17 protein-coding genes are annotated in these 16,500 nt (G+C 57.2%); 8 read left to right on the forward strand and 9 right to left on the reverse strand.

Translation table 11 applies throughout. From position 1 onward, the window contains the following. Nucleotides 1-7: 7 nt before the first annotated feature. Together queA and CWM58_RS28685 are read right to left on the reverse strand one after the other, a co-directional pair. Nucleotides 8-1,072: a tRNA preQ1(34) S-adenosylmethionine ribosyltransferase-isomerase QueA gene (gene queA, locus CWM58_RS16310; protein ID WP_074386753.1), complete on the reverse strand. Its 1,065-nt coding sequence runs from the start codon at nucleotides 1,070-1,072 to the stop codon at nucleotides 8-10. 64 nt (nucleotides 1,073-1,136) lie between these two features. After that, entirely contained in the window at nucleotides 1,137-1,253 is a 117-nt protein-coding gene (locus tag CWM58_RS28685; protein WP_032423947.1) for a hypothetical protein, read from the reverse strand. 74 nt (nucleotides 1,254-1,327) lie between these two features. Here CWM58_RS28685 and acpH point away from each other — a divergent pair, with 74 nt between their 5' ends. Then, nucleotides 1,328-1,909 (forward strand): ACP phosphodiesterase, encoded by a 582-nt coding sequence (gene acpH / locus CWM58_RS16315; RefSeq protein WP_008805369.1) that lies wholly within the window; start codon nucleotides 1,328-1,330, stop codon nucleotides 1,907-1,909. Nucleotides 1,910-2,036: 127 nt separating this feature from the next. Further along, nucleotides 2,037-2,639, forward strand: a complete 603-nt coding sequence (locus tag CWM58_RS16320; protein ID WP_004178733.1) for a peroxiredoxin — start codon at nucleotides 2,037-2,039, stop codon at nucleotides 2,637-2,639. 180 nt (nucleotides 2,640-2,819) lie between these two features. On the opposite strand, the gene CWM58_RS29310 is transcribed toward CWM58_RS16320, so the two are convergent. Next, the gene (locus tag CWM58_RS29310; protein ID WP_227509568.1) at nucleotides 2,820-2,930 is read right to left on the reverse strand and encodes a hypothetical protein; all 111 of its coding nucleotides are present in this window, start codon (nucleotides 2,928-2,930) and stop codon (nucleotides 2,820-2,822) included. Nucleotides 2,931-2,985: 55 nt separating this feature from the next. On the opposite strand from CWM58_RS29310, the gene CWM58_RS16325 reads away from it, so the two are divergent. The 5 genes from CWM58_RS16325 (at nucleotide 2,986) to fba (ending at nucleotide 7,052) form a co-directional block, all read left to right on the forward strand. Continuing rightward, the gene (locus CWM58_RS16325) at nucleotides 2,986-3,429 is read left to right on the forward strand and encodes a PTS sugar transporter subunit IIA (RefSeq protein WP_061155584.1); all 444 of its coding nucleotides are present in this window, start codon (nucleotides 2,986-2,988) and stop codon (nucleotides 3,427-3,429) included. A gap of 5 nt (nucleotides 3,430-3,434) precedes the next feature. Next, the gene (locus CWM58_RS16330) at nucleotides 3,435-3,722 is read left to right on the forward strand and encodes a PTS sugar transporter subunit IIB (RefSeq protein WP_061155585.1); all 288 of its coding nucleotides are present in this window, start codon (nucleotides 3,435-3,437) and stop codon (nucleotides 3,720-3,722) included. A 20-nt stretch (nucleotides 3,723-3,742) separates the two neighbouring features. Then, nucleotides 3,743-5,134: a PTS ascorbate transporter subunit IIC gene (locus CWM58_RS16335; protein ID WP_061155586.1), complete on the forward strand. Its 1,392-nt coding sequence runs from the start codon at nucleotides 3,743-3,745 to the stop codon at nucleotides 5,132-5,134. Between the two features lie 65 nt (nucleotides 5,135-5,199). Then, the gene (locus tag CWM58_RS16340; protein WP_061155587.1) at nucleotides 5,200-6,162 is read left to right on the forward strand and encodes a carbohydrate kinase family protein; all 963 of its coding nucleotides are present in this window, start codon (nucleotides 5,200-5,202) and stop codon (nucleotides 6,160-6,162) included. A 35-nt stretch (nucleotides 6,163-6,197) separates the two neighbouring features. Then, nucleotides 6,198-7,052, forward strand: coding sequence for a class II fructose-1,6-bisphosphate aldolase (gene fba / locus CWM58_RS16345; protein WP_165785814.1), 855 nt, complete (start codon nucleotides 6,198-6,200; stop codon nucleotides 7,050-7,052). Nucleotides 7,053-7,110: 58 nt separating this feature from the next. Here fba and CWM58_RS16350 read toward each other — a convergent pair whose 3' ends face one another. From CWM58_RS16350 to CWM58_RS16360, 3 genes are all read right to left on the reverse strand, one after another. Then, on the reverse strand, nucleotides 7,111-8,979 hold the full coding sequence (locus tag CWM58_RS16350; RefSeq protein ID WP_100681344.1) for an amidohydrolase: 1,869 nt from the start codon (nucleotides 8,977-8,979) through the stop codon (nucleotides 7,111-7,113). A gap of 24 nt (nucleotides 8,980-9,003) precedes the next feature. Then, nucleotides 9,004-9,549: an antibiotic biosynthesis monooxygenase gene (locus CWM58_RS16355; protein ID WP_008805362.1), complete on the reverse strand. Its 546-nt coding sequence runs from the start codon at nucleotides 9,547-9,549 to the stop codon at nucleotides 9,004-9,006. Nucleotides 9,550-9,734: 185 nt separating this feature from the next. Then, nucleotides 9,735-10,376: a hydrolase gene (locus CWM58_RS16360; RefSeq protein WP_002890357.1), complete on the reverse strand. Its 642-nt coding sequence runs from the start codon at nucleotides 10,374-10,376 to the stop codon at nucleotides 9,735-9,737. 268 nt (nucleotides 10,377-10,644) lie between these two features. Between CWM58_RS16360 and CWM58_RS16365 the strand changes: the two genes are divergently transcribed. Beyond that, nucleotides 10,645-11,547: a LysR substrate-binding domain-containing protein gene (locus CWM58_RS16365; RefSeq protein ID WP_061155590.1), complete on the forward strand. Its 903-nt coding sequence runs from the start codon at nucleotides 10,645-10,647 to the stop codon at nucleotides 11,545-11,547. Here the strand turns inward: CWM58_RS16365 and malZ are convergent. The 3 genes from malZ to brnQ form a co-directional block, all read right to left on the reverse strand. Continuing rightward, nucleotides 11,544-13,361 carry a maltodextrin glucosidase gene (malZ, locus tag CWM58_RS16370; RefSeq protein ID WP_061155591.1) on the reverse strand — a complete coding sequence of 606 codons (1,818 nt, stop codon included), beginning with the start codon at nucleotides 13,359-13,361 and terminating at the stop codon, nucleotides 11,544-11,546. The two genes, CWM58_RS16365 and malZ, sit on opposite strands and share 4 nt — an antisense overlap. Before the next feature lie 151 nt (nucleotides 13,362-13,512). After that, nucleotides 13,513-14,886, reverse strand: a complete 1,374-nt coding sequence (gene proY, locus CWM58_RS16375) for a proline-specific permease ProY (RefSeq protein ID WP_061156408.1) — start codon at nucleotides 14,884-14,886, stop codon at nucleotides 13,513-13,515. Between the two features lie 87 nt (nucleotides 14,887-14,973). Then, on the reverse strand, nucleotides 14,974-16,293 hold the full coding sequence (gene brnQ / locus CWM58_RS16380; protein ID WP_100681345.1) for a branched-chain amino acid transporter carrier protein BrnQ: 1,320 nt from the start codon (nucleotides 16,291-16,293) through the stop codon (nucleotides 14,974-14,976). Nucleotides 16,294-16,500: the final 207 nt, after the last annotated feature.

Here is a 16,500-nt window from a genome sequence, read left to right on the forward strand (position 1 = left end):
GGCCTTTTCAGGGACGCTCAGAAATAGCCTGCGGATTGTACGTGATAAACATCGCATCCCCGTAGCTAAAAAAGCGATATTTCTGCTCAACCGCCACCTGATAGGCGTTCATGGTGTGCTGATAACCCGCAAACGCCGACACCAGCATAATCAGTGTGGATTCAGGGAGATGGAAGTTGGTCACCAGCGCATCGATCACCTGGTACTGATAACCCGGGTAGATGAAAATCTGCGTATCGTCGAAGAACGGCGCGATCAGCGCGTCTTTCGCCGCCTGCGCCGCGCTCTCCAGCGAGCGTACCGAGGTGGTGCCAACCGCAATCACGCGGTTGCCGCGCGCTTTCGCCGCCAGCACCGCATCGACCACCTCCTGCGGCACTTCCGCATATTCAGAGTGCATGGTGTGCTCTTCAATACTATCGACGCGCACCGGCTGGAAGGTCCCCGCGCCCACGTGCAGGGTGACAAAGGCCATCTCAACGCCTTTGGCGCGCAGTTTGTCCAGCAGCGGTTCGTCGAAATGCAAACCGGCGGTCGGGGCGGCTACCGCGCCCGGCCTGGTGCCGTAAACGGTTTGATAGAGCTCGCGGTCGGCGTCTTCGTCAGGACGATCTATGTAGGGCGGCAGCGGCATATGGCCGATCCCGTTGAGGATCTCCAGCACTGGACGCTCGTCGTTAAATTCCACTTCAAACAGCGCGCCATGACGCGCCAGCATAGTGGCCTTAATGCTCTCGTCATCGCCCAGCAGCAGCTCGGCGCCCGGCTTCGGCGCTTTTGAGGCGCGAATATGGGCCAGGATGCGCTTATCATCCAGCATCCGCTCCACCAGCACTTCAATCTTGCCGCCGCTGGCCTTACGACCGAACAGACGCGCCGGGATCACCCGGGTGTTGTTAAACACCAGCAGGTCGCCGGGATTGAGCTTATCGAGGATATCGGTGAAGGTGCCATGCGTCAGCGCGCCCGTCGGCCCGTCCAGGGAGAGCAGGCGGCAGCTGCTGCGCTCAGGCATCGGATAGTGGGCAATCAGGGATTCGGGTAGTTCAAAAGCAAAATCGGTAACGCGCATGACGGTAACTCAGACTGAATAAAGAGGCGGGTAGTCTAGTGCCGGGGCGTTCCGCCTGCAACCTTTACCCCTCCGGATGAATGACATAATCTATATTCCAAATCATTCCGAATGCCGCCATGCGGCAGCCGAATGTCTTACCGGTGGCAAAGGTGCCGCGCGCGGCCAGACAGCATGCCATTCGGACACCGAAGCGCCGTTCAGCGCGACATCGGTGATTCCACCCGCCCGCTCGTATTTAAAGGATGTCGTTTTATGAATTTTCTCGCCCACCTGCACCTGGCCCATCTCGCCGACAGTTCGCTGCCCGGCAACCTGATGGCCGATTTTGTGCGCGGCAACCCGCAGGGCGACTATCCGGCGGAGATCATCGACGGCATCTATATGCATCGCCGGATTGACGTGATGACTGACAATCTGGCGGAAGTCAAAGAGGCGCGGGAGTGGTTTCGCCCGCAGACCCGTCGCGTCGCCCCCATCACCCTCGATGTCATGTGGGATCATTTCCTGTCGCAGCACTGGGCGCAGCTCTCCCCTGACCTGCCGCTGGACGAGTTCGTGCGCTACGCCGAGCAGCAGATCGTCCCCATCCTGCCCGACTCGCCGCCACGCTTCGTCAATCTGAATCAGTACCTGTGGTCGGAGCGCTGGCTGGAGCGCTATCAGGAGATGGATTTTATTCAGCGCGTGCTTAACGGCATGGCCAGCCGCCGTCCGCGTCTCGACGCCCTACGCGACTCCTGGCAGGATCTGGATACCCACTACGACCAGCTGGAGGGGCAGTTCTGGCGCTTTTATCCGCAGATGATGCGCCTGGCAGAAAACAAACAGCTGTAATCGTTGCGTCATTGATAGGTAAAAGCTGGCTGAACGATTGTTAGCGCCTCTTTGTGTTATTGCCGGGCAGGCTCTATACTTGCCCGCGTTGCGTTCCAAATAACCTTAGTAATTACAGGAGAATCAAATGGTTCTGGTCACTCGTCAAGCGCCGGATTTTACTGCAGCCGCTGTGCTGGGTAATGGTGAGATCGTTGAGAAATTCAATTTCAAACAGCACACCAACGGTAAACCTACCGTTCTGTTCTTCTGGCCGATGGACTTCACCTTCGTTTGCCCGTCTGAGCTGATCGCGTTCGACAAACGTTACGAAGAATTCCAGAAACGCGGCGTAGAAGTCGTTGGCGTATCCTTCGATTCCGAGTTCGTTCACAACGCATGGCGTAACACCCCAGTAGACCAGGGCGGTATCGGCCCGGTTAAATACGCGATGGTTGCTGACATCAAACGTGAAATCCAGAAAGCTTACGGTATCGAGCATCCGGACGAAGGCGTAGCGCTGCGCGGCTCCTTCCTGATCGACGCTAACGGCGTGGTACGCCACCAGGTGGTTAACGACCTGCCGCTGGGCCGTAACATCGACGAAATGCTGCGCATGGTCGACGCGCTGCAGTTCCACGAAGAGCACGGCGAAGTCTGCCCGGCGCAGTGGGAAAAAGGAAAAGAAGGTATGGCTGCCTCTCCGGAAGGCGTTGCAAAATACCTGACCGAAAACGTCTCCAGCCTGTAATCGGCACGCGTTTTTATAAAAGGCTCGCTCAGGCGGGCCTTTTTTGTTAACGGCGTCAAAATTTAAGAAAATGACCCGCCGATAATTGTGACCAGCAATACACTTCTGCCGAAAAAATTCGCCCTACCTCTCACTTTTTCTCTGTCAAATTTCAGCGTTTAAATACACAACCTGCATAATCTACTGAAAAATATATAAATTATTTATATCGTTTTCTGCCGGTACTTTCCTGCCGATGTGATCGCCATCAATATTTAAAACCCCGGATGTGATCTCATCCATCATTTTCATCAATGTATTTAGTCATGATTTTACTCAGGAACAGGAATACGTTCAGGAGCAGAGAATGGAGATTATTTTTGACCCGACGTTAATCGCCCTTAAGCAGAATATTTCCCGTGCGGAAGAGGCCATCGAACTGGCGGGTTCATTACTCGCCAGGCGCCAGATTTGCAGTGCCGAATATGTCAACGAGATGCTGACGGTATACGAAGATTTCGGCGCTGCCATCGTTATAGATGACGGGATTGCCATGCCGCATGCCCGACCGGAAAAAGGGGCATTGCAGACCGGATTTTCGCTTGTCACCACCGCCACGCCAGTGACTTTCGGCCATGATGAGTTCGATCCGGTTACCGTCATTATCGCTATCGCCGGCGCGGACGCTGACAGTCATATCAAAATGATCCAACTGATAGCCTCGCTGATCGAGTCAGATATTGTGACCTTCCTTCAGCAGGAAAATGACGTCAATTCAGTCTTACAATTCATCCAAAAACAAATGGAGTAGTCATTATGTTAGTTATCAGAACGGTTTGTGGTAACGGTATTGGCAGTTCATTGATGGCTGCGAATAATGTGAAAAAGATCTGTGAAGAATTAGGTATCAAAGCGGACGTCGCCTCGGTCGATTTTGCTAACGCCGTCGGGGAAAAAGCCGACCTTTACGTCACGATCAAAGAACTGGCAAATCAATTTCCGGCCCACTGTCATGTCGCCATCATTCGCAGCTACGTCCATAAAGCGAAGATCGCCGAGGATATTACCGACGCGCTGACCAAAATTGCGGCGACTCACTCTTAATCAACATAGAGGGAACGACCATGCAGGCTATTCTTAGTTTCTTAGCGGAAATATTCAGTCAACCTGCTTTTTTAATGGGGCTGATTGCTTTTGTCGGTTTAGTGGCGCTGCGCTCCCCCGGCAATAAACTCCTTACCGGCACATTAAAACCGATTCTAGGCTATTTAATGTTGAGCGCTGGCGCAGGCGTTATCGTTGCCAATCTCAACCCGCTGGGCGGTATTATCGAGGCCGGATTTAATATCCGCGGTGTTATTCCAAACAATGAAGCCATTGTCTCCGTCGCCCAGAAGATGCTGGGCGTGGAAACCATGAGTATTTTGCTGTTAGGTTTTATTTTCAACCTGATTATCGCCCGCTGTACCAAGTATAAATACATCTTTCTGACCGGCCATCACTCGTTCTTTCTCGCCTGCCTGTTTTCCGCCGTCCTGCAGGCGGCGGAGTTCCATGGCTGGATGTTGATCCTGATTGGCGGATTCCTGCTGGGATCATGGTCGGCCATCTCCCCCGCCATTGGTCAGCGTTACACCAAGCAGGTTACAGAAGACGGTGGGATCGCCATGGGTCATTTCGGCTCCCTCGGCTACTACCTCTCGGCCTGGATCGCCAGCCGGACCGGCAATCCGGCAAACTCCTTCGCGGATACCGAAATTTCAGAAAAGTGGGGCTTTCTGCGCGATACCACAGTCACCACCGGTATCGTGATGTTTGTTATCTACTTTGTCTGCAGCGCTGTCGCCGGGTCGGCATACCTGAGCACCATCACCGACCAAAACATGCTGATCTTCTCAGTGCTGACCGGCCTGCAGTTCGCCGTTGGCGTGGCCATTGTGTACAACGGTGTGCGGCTGATCCTCGGCGATCTGGTGCCGGCATTCCAGGGCATCAGCCAGAAGCTGATCCCGGACTCCATCCCGGCCGTTGACTGCGCGGTATTCTTCACCTTTAGCCCCACCGCCGTGGTGGTGGGATTCATCAGCTCCTTCGTGGGCGGGCTGGTCGGGATGCTCTTGCTCGGCGGGCTGGGCATGGCGCTGATTATTCCCGGCATGGTGCCGCACTTCTTCTGCGGCGGCACGTCCGGCGTCTTCGCCGACAAGCTGGGCGGTAAGCGCGGATGTATCATCGCCTCCTTTATCGGTGGGATCTTCCTCGCCTTCCTGCCGGCGATGCTGCTGCCGGCGCTCGGCAACCTCGGGTTTGAAAACAGCACCTTCGCCGATTTCGACTTCGCGGTATGGGGCATCATCATCGGCAATGCATTCACCCAGTTTGGCCAGGTCACTATCTATCTGATTTGTCTGGTGCTGCTCGTCGCGCTGCTGGCGCCTTTCTGTTTCCGTCAGGTACGGGTGGTGGGCGATACGCTCAGCTATGAGGAGCTCACGGCGAAGCAGAAAAATGAATAAGCGACGTCATTTTTCCCGGCGGGGAGGTCACGCTCCCCGCCGCTGACCAATAATCAGGAGTGGTTATGGCTATTTTGTCCATTGGATTTGCTTGTTTCGATCAGTTTTTCTTTCTCAATGAATGGCCCCAGGAGAATACCAAAAACTTTTGTCATGATTTTATAGAAAGCGGCGGCGGCCCAGCGGCCAATGCGGCCTGGCTGCTGGGATTATGGGGTGAGGAGGTCTATTACATTGGTCATCTGCATCAGGACCTTTACGGCCAGCGCATTATTGATGAGTTTGCCGAGGCGGGCGTGGATACCAGCCAGGTGGTTTTCTCCGATGACATGATCACCCCGCTGGCCTCGGTGCTGGTCAATCGCTTAACGGGTTCGCGGACGATTATTACCCGCAAGATGCAAACACCACCTTCCCTGACCTACGATCAAAAGCTCAAACTGGACGACCTCGCCGAGCGATTGATTGCCAGCGAGGAGCCGGTCACCATTTTAATTGACGGCCACGAGGCAGAAATCAGTGAATATTTAATTAAGAAACTTCCCACCGCCAGAGTCGTGATGGACGGGGGTTCACTGCGTGCCAGCAATATTAAACTGGCGGCCTGGACCGACTATTTTGTCGTAAGCGAACATTTCGCCCGCGATTATATGAGCTATCGTTCACTGAGCACCGAAGCAGAAATTAAAGCAGCCCTGATTGAGCTGAATAAAATTTGCCGCGGCGAGGCGTTTATCACCCTTGGTGAAAAAGGCTGTGCCTTCTTAAAGAGCGGTATGCTGCAGATCGTCCCTTCCTGGCTGTGCAATGCCGTTGATACCACCGGTGCCGGGGATGTTTTTCACGGCGCCTTTACCTATGGCGTCCATTATTCGTGGCATATTGATAATATTATTTTATTTGCCAGCCTGACCGCCGCTATTTCTATTGAGAAAAAAGGGGTACGGGAATCGATGCCGGATCTGGCGGTCGTCCACCACTCGCTAAATAGCTACGAGAGAAACTTAAAGCAATATTTTGAAGAATAACTGCGTTTAATACATATCAAGAGGTGAATATGTTAGTGTCGATGAAAGACATGCTTCAGCATGCCCTAAAGAACGGTTACGCCGTCGGTCAGTTCAACATTAATAATCTGGAATGGGTCGGCGCCGTATTAAGCACCGCCCAGCAGTGCCGCTCACCGGTTATTTTGGGCGTGTCCGGCGGCACGGTTAAGCATATGCTCGGGCTAAAATGTATTCATGATATTGTGGTTAATGCCATAGATTATTTACATATTGATATTCCGGTGGCCCTGCATCTGGATCACGGCACCACCCAGGAAGCCTGCGAAGCCGCGATCGCTGCCGGCTTCAGTTCCATTATGTTTGATGGTTCACATCTGCCGTTCAGGGAAAATCTGGCCATCACCCGCCACCTGGTGGCGCTGGCGCACAGCAAGGGCATCTCCGTGGAAGCCGAACTGGGGACCATCGCCGGCAGTGAAGACGGTATCGTTAACTCCGAGGTCATTTACGCCGATCCTGAAGAGTGCTACACCCTGGTGACAGAAACGCAGGTGGATTGCCTCGCCGCCGCGCTGGGGTCCACCCATGGTCTGTATAAAGGTAAAGCCCGGCTGGGATTTACTGAGATGAAAGCCATTGCCGATCGCGTGAAGGTCCCGCTGGTGCTGCATGGCGGCACCGGTATTGCCGATGAGGATATGCGCCGGGCGATTGCCTGCGGCACCGCCAAGATTAACGTCAATACCGAAAACATGTACGCCTGGTGTCAGCAGGTGAAAGCGATCTTTGCCGCCGATACCGGGCACGATGTGAACGATCCGCGGAAAGTCATCACCCAGGGACTGCAGCCAGTACGCGAGATGATTGCCCGCCGCATGGCGCTTTTTGGCTCACAGCAGCGCTATTGACGCCGGGCCTGCAGCTGAAACCTCCGCCCCGAAGCTGCCGGGGCGGAGGCGTCAGGTATCAGAAGGCAAAGCAGGAGCAGCCCAGCACGCCCCAGAAAGCTTGCTCATCGGAGACCGGAATCGACGACTTGCGCGCAATATCATGTTGGTGGCCGTGAACGCCGCAGCTGCCGCAGCACTGGTGCATCTGGACCATGGCGCCGATTTTAGCCGCCGCCGGCGGAGCGGAACGGTAATGACCCGGGACCTTCACCACCGGTGACCACTCCGGCAGCACCGGAATGGGCGGCGGCGCCAGCGGCGAGAAGTGACCGGCGGCGTACACCACTTTGCCATCAACCACCGTCAGCACGGACTCAATGCCTTTGATCTCCTCTTCCGCGACACTGAAGTAGTCTTTCGACAGCACCACCAGATCGGCAAGCTGACCGGCGGCCAGACGGCCTTTCTTGCCCTGCTCGCTGGAGAACCAGGCGCTGCCCGCCGTCCACAGCTCCAGCGCGACATCGCGCGGCAGGCGGTTGTCGTCGTCATACATCGCCATCCCGCCAACGGTGCGCCCGGAGACCAGCCAGTACAGCGCAGTCCACGGGTTATAGCTGGCGACGCGGGTCGCATCGGTGCCCAGCCCCACCGGCACGTCCAGTTCCAGCATTTTCGCTACCGGCGGAGTATGTTTCACCGCCTCTTTGCCGTAGCGATCGACAAAATATTCGCCCTGGAAGGCCATCCGATGCTGCACCGCAATACCGCCGCCCAGCGCCTTCACCCGCTCAATGTTACGCTCGGTAATGGTCTCGGCATGATCGAAGAACCAGTGCAGGCCATTAAACGGGATATCGCGGTTCACCTTCTCAAACACGTCCAGCATCCGGCTGATGGACTCGTCGTAGGTGGCATGCAGGCGGAACGGCCAGCGATGCTCCACCAGATGGCGCACCACCCGCTCCAGCTCATCCTCCATGCCTTGCGGCAGATCCGGCCGCGGCTGCAGGAAATCTTCAAAATCCGCCGCCGAGAACACCAGCATCTCGCCGGCGCCGTTGGCGCGATAGAAGTCGGTGCCCTGCCCCGGCTTCAGCATATCGGTCCAGCGTTCGAAGTCCTCCAGCTCCTGCTTCGGCCGCTGGGTAAACAGGTTGTAAGCGATGCGCACGGTCATCTGCTCTTTCGCATGCAGCTGTTCGATAATTTCGTAATCTTCCGGATAGTTCTGGAAACCGCCCCCGGCGTCGATGGCGCTGGTCAGCCCCAGTCGGTTCAGCTCGCGCATAAACTGGCGGGTAGAGTTCACCTGCAGATCCAGCGGCAGCTTCGGCCCTTTGGCCAGCGTAGCGTAGAGGATCATGGCGTTCGGCTTGGCGATCAGCATCCCGGTCGGGTTGCCGCGGCTATCGCGGACGATCTCTCCGCCCACCGGATCCGGCGTCTCTTTGGTATAACCCACGGCTTTCAGCGCCGCGCGGTTCAGCAGCGCGCGATCGTAGAGATGCAGCACAAACACCGGTGTATCGGGCGCCGCGTCGTTCAGCTCTTCCAGGGTTGGCATCCGCCGCTCGGCGAACTGGAATTCGCTCCAGCCGCCGACCACCCGCACCCACTGCGGGGAGGGTGTGCGATCGGCCTGATCCTTAAGCATTCGCAGGGCATCGGCCAGCGAGGGGACGCCCTCCCAGCGGAGCTCAAGGTTGTAGTTCAACCCGCCGCGGATCAGGTGCAGGTGAGAATCGTTGAGGCCCGGGATCACCGTATGCCCTTTGAGATCGACGATTTGCGTCCCCTCGGCGGCAAAGCTCATGATCCGATCGTGGCTTCCGGTAGCAACAATTTTTCCGTCGGCGATGGCCACGGCTTCCGCCAGGGGATTCGCGCGATCGAGGGTATGAATCTGACCGTGGGTCAGAATCAGTGTGGCAGTTTGCGACATAACGCACTCCTTGAGGAGGCTGACTCAGTTTTTCTTTAACCAGCCAGCAAACAGGCGGGTCACGATGGGCATCCAGAACCAGACCACCAGCGCAACCACGCAGGCATCATTGATCAGGTGCAGCAGCAGGCTCCCTTTGAGCGACGGCAACAGCATACCGGTGACCGCAGGCACCAGGTTGGTGCTGGGAAAAATCACCAGCAGGGTGATCAGAAACTGTTTCCAGCGCCGCGGCTGGCGCACGTTCGCCGTCGGCGGGGTAAACCAGAAGGCCGGCTCGGTCCGCACCTCCGTCCGATCGCCTTCCGTCAGCAACGGCGCAATCTCTGCCACCAGCTGCCGGCGGGTTTCCGACTGCGTCCAGGCGTAGAGGTGCTCCAGGGTATCGAAGCGGATTATGACACTCCACAGATTCTGCCCTGCGGCGGGCCGGATCACATTCGCGCCGAGATGGCCGGGAAACTCGGCCGCAATGGGCATAATTTTACCGAGCCACTCCTCGTAGCGCTGGCCGTGTTGCGGATCGAGCAGATGGCTGATGACCAGGGTCACCGATTTTTGCTGCGCCATAGAGAGTTCCTTGCTTCAGGGGAATGGCGGGATTGTTCCCGCCATTAGCCACAGATGACCATACACAACATCATTCATGCTACGTCGAGGCGGCAAGCCGGCACGTCCCCCTGAGCGGAGATAAGTCAGCGACCGGGGACGGGTAAACGCAGCCGAAGATCAGGCAGCCTGAAGGATGAAGTGATTTACGCTTTACGCTCCGGCGCGCCATGCACCATGGTATAAGCGTAATCCACGCCCATCCCGTAGGCGCCGCTGTGTTCGCGTACGAGGTCCATCACCGCATCGTAGGTCGCTTTGCGCGACCAGTCGCGCTGGTACTCCAGCAGCACCTGTTGCCAGGTCACCGGCACCGCCCCCGCCTGCACCATCCGATCAATAGACCGCTCATGGGCGTCGACAGAGGTGCCGCCGGAGGTATCCGTCACCACATAGACCTCGTAGCCCGCCTCCAGCGCCATCAACGCCGGGAAGGTCAGGCAGACTTCGGTCCACAGGGCGGAAATCACCAGCTTTTTACGGCCGGTCGCTTTCACCGCCGCCACAAACGCGTCGTCTTCCCAGGAGTTCATTGAGGTACGTTCAATCGGCTTGACGTCAGGATGCACGGCCAATAATTCCGGCCAGATATAACCGCTGAAGCTTTTGGTCTCTACGGAGGTATAAATCACCGGCACATTAAAAATTTTGCCCGCTTTCGCCAGCGCCACGGTGTTATTTTTCAGGGTCTGGCGATCGATATTCGCCACGCCAAATGACATCTGCGGCTGGTGGTCAATAAAGATAAGTGCGGAATTAGTGGGATCGAGCAGTTCACGAATAGACATTAAATACCTTCTTAATCAATGAGTTAAAAAGATGACATGATGGTTAATGCGTCGTGTGGATCCTGACTGATAAAGCATGGTGAGTATAGCCAGTTATTTCTAACAAGTTATTAAAGTTTTTTTGTGGTTTATTTTTTTGCCCGTAGCAAGGATTTGCTCGCATCCGCATTAATCAAATTTTTACGCCAAACTGTTCTGATTTATTCACTGGCATTGATTATTGCGCTTAGGTACAACAAGGGAAAATAAATTAATGGATAGCTCCCCCATGCGTGTGAATTTTGATGTACTCATGATCCTTGATGCCCTGGACAGACACGGGTCCTTCGCCACCGCCGCGGAGTCGCTGTATAAAACCCCCGCCGCCCTGAGCTATATGATCCAGAAGCTGGAGAGCGATCTGGATATTGTGCTGTTGGATCGCTCTGGCCACCGGGCGAAGTTTACCGATACCGGTAGGCTGATGCTGGAGAAGGGACGGCAGCTATTGAGCGCCGCCAGAGATCTGGAAAAGCAGGCGCAGCAGCTGAGCGCGGGCTGGGAGCGAGAGCTGGCGATCGCTCTCGATGCTTCGTTTCCCTTTTCTGCCCTGCTACCGCTGATCGCCGAATTTTATGCGCAAAACCCGCAGACGCGGCTGAACTTCAGTCATCACACCCTCGCTGGTTCGTGGGAAGAGCTGACCCACCATGGCGCGGATATTATCCTCGGCGCCATCAATGAGCCTCCGACCTCTGCAGAGTGGTCATGGCAAACCCTCGGCGCACTGGATAATATTTTCGTGGTTGCCCCCGCCCACCCGCTGGCTCAGGCGAAGGAGCCACTGACCAATAAACAGCTCAGCCAACATCGGGCCATCGTGATCCGCGACAGCGCCCGTTATTGCCATCCGCTAAACAGCAATCTCCTCGACGAGCAGCCGCAAATCGGCGTCGATGATTTCGCCAGTAAAGTCGAACTGCTGTGCGCCGGGTTGGGCTGCGGCTTTCTGCCGCGCCATATCGCTCGCCCGTGGCTGGAAAAAGGCAGTCTGGTGGAGAAAAGCGTCGCCTGCTGGCGGGAAAAAGATATCACCTACATGGCCTGGCGCAGCGGGAATGACGGGCTGGCTCAGCACTGGTGGCGGGAGGCGATCCTCCGCGACGACCTGCTGAGCCAGCTCTACCGTTAACGGCCGGACCAGACGCTGGCGGAGATGGCCGGGAGGGTCAGTACCCCGTGCTGGAAGGCGCCGGCGCCTTCCAGCAGCGTCCACCCGGCCACGTTCAGCAGTGGGGAATCCTCGATAACCACCTCGCAGGCTTCCCCGCGGTTAATTGCCACCAGCACCCGCTGCTGTTTGTAGACCCGGACAAACACCACTACGTTATCCTCGGCGTAAATCACCTGGCAGCCGCCGTAGCGCAGCGCCTGCTGGGCCTTACGCAGTTTTGCCATCCGCTGATACAGCGCCAGCAGTTGGGTATCCTGCAGCGCCGGATCCCACGGGAACGGTTTGCGGCAGAACGGATCGTTATTGCCATCCACACCCACCTCGTCGCCGTAGTAGATGCACGGTACGCCCGGCCAGCTAAACAGCCACACCACTGCCAGCGGCAGGCGTGCTACGTCTTTGCCAAGGAGAGATTTAAAGCGCGCCGTATCATGGCTGTCGAGCTGGTTGAACATCCGCAGCTGCTGCTGATGCGACAGCCCGGCGCGATAATTATCCATCCACGCCATACAGGTCTGGGCGTCTATCTTCTGCGGATCGTAGGAAATATCAGTATTGGCGAGGAATCCCCAGATCGGGAAGGTAAAGCCGCGATAGTTCATCGCCGAATCTTCGGCATCCGCCTGCAGCCACTGTCGCGCATCGCCAAAATGTTCGCCAAAGACAAAGGCTTCTGGCTGCGTTTGCTTTGCCGCCTGAGTGATGCCGGCGATATGCTGCAGGTTATTTCGCGCCCCGCCACCTTCGCCCAGCATATGGACCACGTCCAGACGCCAACCGTCCATGCTCCACGGCGCCTTCAGCCAGTGGCGTACGATGCTGTCCTCGCCGGCATAGATCTCGTTGACCAGGCTGGTCGACCGATAGTCGAGCTTCGGCAGACTGGCATAGCCCAGCCAGTTGTGCGCCTGCCCCTCCTCTGAGAAGGTGAACCAGTCGCGCCACGGGGAGTCCGGATAGTGGCCGGCGCCGCCGCTGCCCTGCTGGTGTCGGTCGAACCAGGGATGGGAATCGCCGGTATGGTTGAACACACCGTCGAGGATCATACGCATCCCCGCCCGCTGCGTATTGTGGCGCAGCCGGAGCAGCGCCGCGTCGCCGCCAAACTGCGGATCGACGCGCCGATAATCCTCGGTATCGTATTTATGCACGCTGGGGGCGGCGAAAACCGGGTTCAGATAGAGGGCGGTGACGCCGAGCTGCTTCAGATACGGAAGTTTTTCGCTGATGCCGTCGAGATCGCCGCCGTAGAACGTCGACCCGCCCGCTTCGCCGGTTAGCGGTTCGTCCCACGCCTTGCGCACAATCTCCCGTCCCGCCGCGTGATGGTAATAGACTGCATCCTGGCCAGCCTCACGTGCGGCGCTGCGGGCAAAGCGATCGGGGAAAATCTGATAGAAAACCTGATCGGCCACCCACTGCGGGCCGGCGTCCGGCAGGTCAATGGCAAACTGTTCCAGCCTGGCCGGCGGGAAACGGGTGAAACCTTGTGGCGTAAACCAGCGCTGATGGTCAGCCCACAGCAGCTTAAAGCTGTAGCGGCGGCGCGGCTGGCCGCTGGCGAGAGAGATTTCACCGCGCCATGCCACCACGCCGGGCTGCGGCGCCTGGCGGAGCCGCTGCATCGGCAGCGACAGCTCTTCGTTATCTTCTTCCGCGCGCAGCGTGATCCGCTGCGGCAGCGACTCACCGCTTAACCACAGGGTAATAAACAGTCGGTCCTGTTGCACCTTGATAAAGGGTGCAACCGGAAGGTGCCATGCCTTCAACATCGTGAATCCTCATTGTGCAGAATGGGCACACCTTGCCATAGCCGTCAGGCGCAGAACTCATCATCACAGGATTTTTTGGGGGAGGATAACGGGGGAGGACGCGGGACTGCAAGCCACCCCGGTCGCGTGATGCTGACCGGGGCGGTGTCATTTACTGAGCCTGCGCCAGGCGGCGATCGCGACGGGTCTTAAAGACCCAGCCCAGCAGCAGCAGGCCGATCCACGCCATACCGACATACAGCGAGATACGGGTATCCGGATGATAGCCGATCAGGGCGATAATAAAGGCCAGGAACACCAGGCCGACTACCGTGGTCACCACTCCGCCAGGGACTTTGAATTTCAGCGCCTTGACCTCTTCGGGCGACAGACGGCGGCGGAAGGCAATCTGTGACAACAGGATCATAATCCACACCCACACCGTAGCGAAGGTGGCCAGGGAGGCGATCACCAGGAAGACGTTTTCCGGCATGATGTAATTGAGATACACCGCAAACAGCAGCGCAATGGTCATCACCATCACCGTCACCCACGGAATACCGCGACGCGACGTTTTAGCGAACACCTTCGGCGCGCTGCCCTGCTCAGCCATACCATGCAGCATACGACCTACGCCGAACACGTCGGAGTTAATCGCCGACAGCGAAGCCGTCAGGACCACGAAGTTAAGAATACTGGCCGCGAAGGTAATGCCCAGATGCTGGAAGGTCAGAACAAAGGGGCTGCCGTCGGTTCCCACCTGGTTCCACGGATAGATGGACATAATGACGAACAGCGTGCCGACGTAGAACACCAGAATACGCATCGGCACCGAGTTGATCGCGCGCGGAATGGATTTCTCCGGGTCTTTCGCCTCACCGGCGGTAATACCGATGATTTCGATGCCGCCGTAGGCGAACATCACCATCTGCAGCGACATCACCATCCCCAGCCAGCCGTTGCTGAAGAAGCCACCGTTGCTCCACAGGTTATGAATGCCGGTCGGCTGGCCGCCGTTGCCGATCCCCCAGATAATAATGCCGAACCCGGCGAGGATCATGATGATAATGGTGGCCACTTTGAAGAACGAGAACCAGAACTCCAGCTCACCAAACACCTTGACGCTCATCAGGTTGACGGCGCAGATGATCAGTACCACGCTGAGCACCCAGATCCAGTGCGGCACCGTCGGGAACCAGACGCCCATGTAGATACCGAAGGCGGTGACGTCGGCGATGGCGACGATCAGGATTTCGAAGCAGTAGGTCCAGCCGGTGATATAGCCCGCCAGTCCGCCGAGGTTTTCCTGGGCATAGCGGGAGAATGAGCTGGCGGAAGGGTTATGGACCGACATCTCACCGAGCGCCCGCATAATGATATATGCCGCGACGCCACCGATAATGTAGGCCAACAGCACGCTGGGTCCGGCCATTTTAATGGCGTCGGCTGAGCCGTAAAAAAGCCCGGTGCCGATGGCGGAACCCAGGGCCATAAAGCGGATGTGCCGGGTGCTTAGCCCGCGCTTAAGCTTGTTACTACTTTCCATCGTGGTTTTTTCAATGCCGTTTAACACAAAAAATAAAAAACCACGGAACCCGAAGTCCCGTGGTTAAACGCTTTTCCTTAACGCCTGTTAATGGGCGCTGGAGGTCACCTGACGTCCGGCTGCGCGATCCCAGATCACCGCGAGGAACACCATCACGGCGGTGGGCATCAGCCAGGCCAGGCCCTGCTCCGCCAGCGGCAGACGCGCGGTCCAGGCCGGCAGGATCGCGGCAAACGCCGATGACTTAATCCCGTCAATGATACCAAACATCAGACTGATAAACATGGCCGGCGCGATAACGCGGGACGAATTATGCCACCAACTGCGGGTAAAGCTTAATACAACCAGTGCGATACACGGCGGATAGATAGCGGTCAGCACCGGAATTGACACCTGAATCAGATGGCTCAGGCCCAGATTGGAGACCGCCATCGAGAACAGGCCAAGGATAAAGACCAGCGTGCGGTAGGAGAACGGCAGATACTGGGCAAAGAACTCGGCGCAGGCGCAGGTCAGGCCCACCGCCGTCACCAGGCAAGCGATGAAAATCAGCGCCGCCAGCAGGAAGCTGCCTGCCCCGCCGAAGGTATGCTGCACGTAGGAGTGCAGAATGGTCGCGCCGTTGGCGGACTGGTCCACGAGAGTGGCGCTGTCAGAACCCAGACGGAACAACGCCAGGTACAGCAGCGTCAGGCCAACGCCTGCCATCAGGCCAGCCCAGACGGTGTAGCGGGTCAACAGACGCGCTTCGCTGACGCCGCGGGAGCGTGCCGCATTGACAATCACGATCCCGAACACCATCGCGCCGAGGGTATCCATGGTCAGGTAGCCGTTAACGAAGCCATTGGAGAATGGCGCCGTGCGATACGCTTCCAGCGCGTCGCTGATCGGGCCCGCTGGCCAGACAATGGCCGCTACCGCCAGCACAATCAGGGCGATAATTTTCAGCGGCGCAAGGAAATTGCCCACGGTGTCCAGCAGTTTGCCCGGATAGAGGGAGACCAGAATCACCAGCGCGAAGTAGATAACGCTGTAGATCAGCAGCGGCAGCGGGCCATCGCCGGTCAGCGGCGCAATCCCGACCTCAAAGGAGACGGTCGCGGTACGCGGGGTCGCGAACAGCGGCCCCACCGCAAGATAACACACCACCGCCAGCAGGATACCCGCCACTTTACCAATGGGGGTGCTCAGGCTTTCAACGCCGCCGCCGACTTTCGCCAGCGCCACCACCGTCAGCACCGGCAGACCCACCGCAGTGATCAGGAAGCCGATCGCCGCCGTCCAGACGTGCTCGCCCGCCTGTAAGCCAACCATCGGAGGGAAAATAATGTTGCCTGCGCCAACAAACAACGCGAAGGTCATAAAGCCCAACGCTATGATGTCGCGAGATTTTAACTGATGGGTCATAAATTCATTACTGCCTGTGGATGTGGTGTTGTAAAAAAATGGAAAAATACCGCGCTCCCCTCTCAGGGACGATACAGCGGCTATTGCCGGTAAACTCAGCGAGATATGCTCCCGAAGCGGCGTGGGAAAGAATTGTTTTTGGTATTACCACGCAAAAGCAGTCTGTCATCGACTACGCAGGCGCAATTTAAACGCTTATAACGTTTT

The sequence above is a fragment of the Klebsiella sp. H-Nf2 genome (genome assembly GCF_002806645.1).
Lineage (GTDB): Bacteria > Pseudomonadota > Gammaproteobacteria > Enterobacterales > Enterobacteriaceae > Klebsiella > Klebsiella variicola.

Coding starts and splice junctions, on each gene's coding strand:
- queA (WP_074386753.1), bottom strand. CDS start 1,072: ATGCGCGTTACCGATTTTGCTTTTGAACTACCCGAATCCCTGATTGCC.
- CWM58_RS28685 (WP_032423947.1), bottom strand. CDS start 1,253: ATGGCATGCTGTCTGGCCGCGCGCGGCACCTTTGCCACCGGTAAGACA.
- acpH (WP_008805369.1), top strand. CDS start 1,328: ATGAATTTTCTCGCCCACCTGCACCTGGCCCATCTCGCCGACAGTTCG.
- CWM58_RS16320 (WP_004178733.1), top strand. CDS start 2,037: ATGGTTCTGGTCACTCGTCAAGCGCCGGATTTTACTGCAGCCGCTGTG.
- CWM58_RS29310 (WP_227509568.1), bottom strand. CDS start 2,930: ATGAAAATGATGGATGAGATCACATCCGGGGTTTTAAATATTGATGGC.
- CWM58_RS16325 (WP_061155584.1), top strand. CDS start 2,986: ATGGAGATTATTTTTGACCCGACGTTAATCGCCCTTAAGCAGAATATT.
- CWM58_RS16330 (WP_061155585.1), top strand. CDS start 3,435: ATGTTAGTTATCAGAACGGTTTGTGGTAACGGTATTGGCAGTTCATTG.
- CWM58_RS16335 (WP_061155586.1), top strand. CDS start 3,743: ATGCAGGCTATTCTTAGTTTCTTAGCGGAAATATTCAGTCAACCTGCT.
- CWM58_RS16340 (WP_061155587.1), top strand. CDS start 5,200: ATGGCTATTTTGTCCATTGGATTTGCTTGTTTCGATCAGTTTTTCTTT.
- CWM58_RS16350 (WP_100681344.1), bottom strand. CDS start 8,979: ATGTCGCAAACTGCCACACTGATTCTGACCCACGGTCAGATTCATACC.
- CWM58_RS16355 (WP_008805362.1), bottom strand. CDS start 9,549: ATGGCGCAGCAAAAATCGGTGACCCTGGTCATCAGCCATCTGCTCGAT.
- CWM58_RS16360 (WP_002890357.1), bottom strand. CDS start 10,376: ATGTCTATTCGTGAACTGCTCGATCCCACTAATTCCGCACTTATCTTT.
- CWM58_RS16365 (WP_061155590.1), top strand. CDS start 10,645: ATGCGTGTGAATTTTGATGTACTCATGATCCTTGATGCCCTGGACAGA.
- malZ (WP_061155591.1), bottom strand. CDS start 13,361: ATGTTGAAGGCATGGCACCTTCCGGTTGCACCCTTTATCAAGGTGCAA.
- proY (WP_061156408.1), bottom strand. CDS start 14,886: ATGGAAAGTAGTAACAAGCTTAAGCGCGGGCTAAGCACCCGGCACATC.
- brnQ (WP_100681345.1), bottom strand. CDS start 16,293: ATGACCCATCAGTTAAAATCTCGCGACATCATAGCGTTGGGCTTTATG.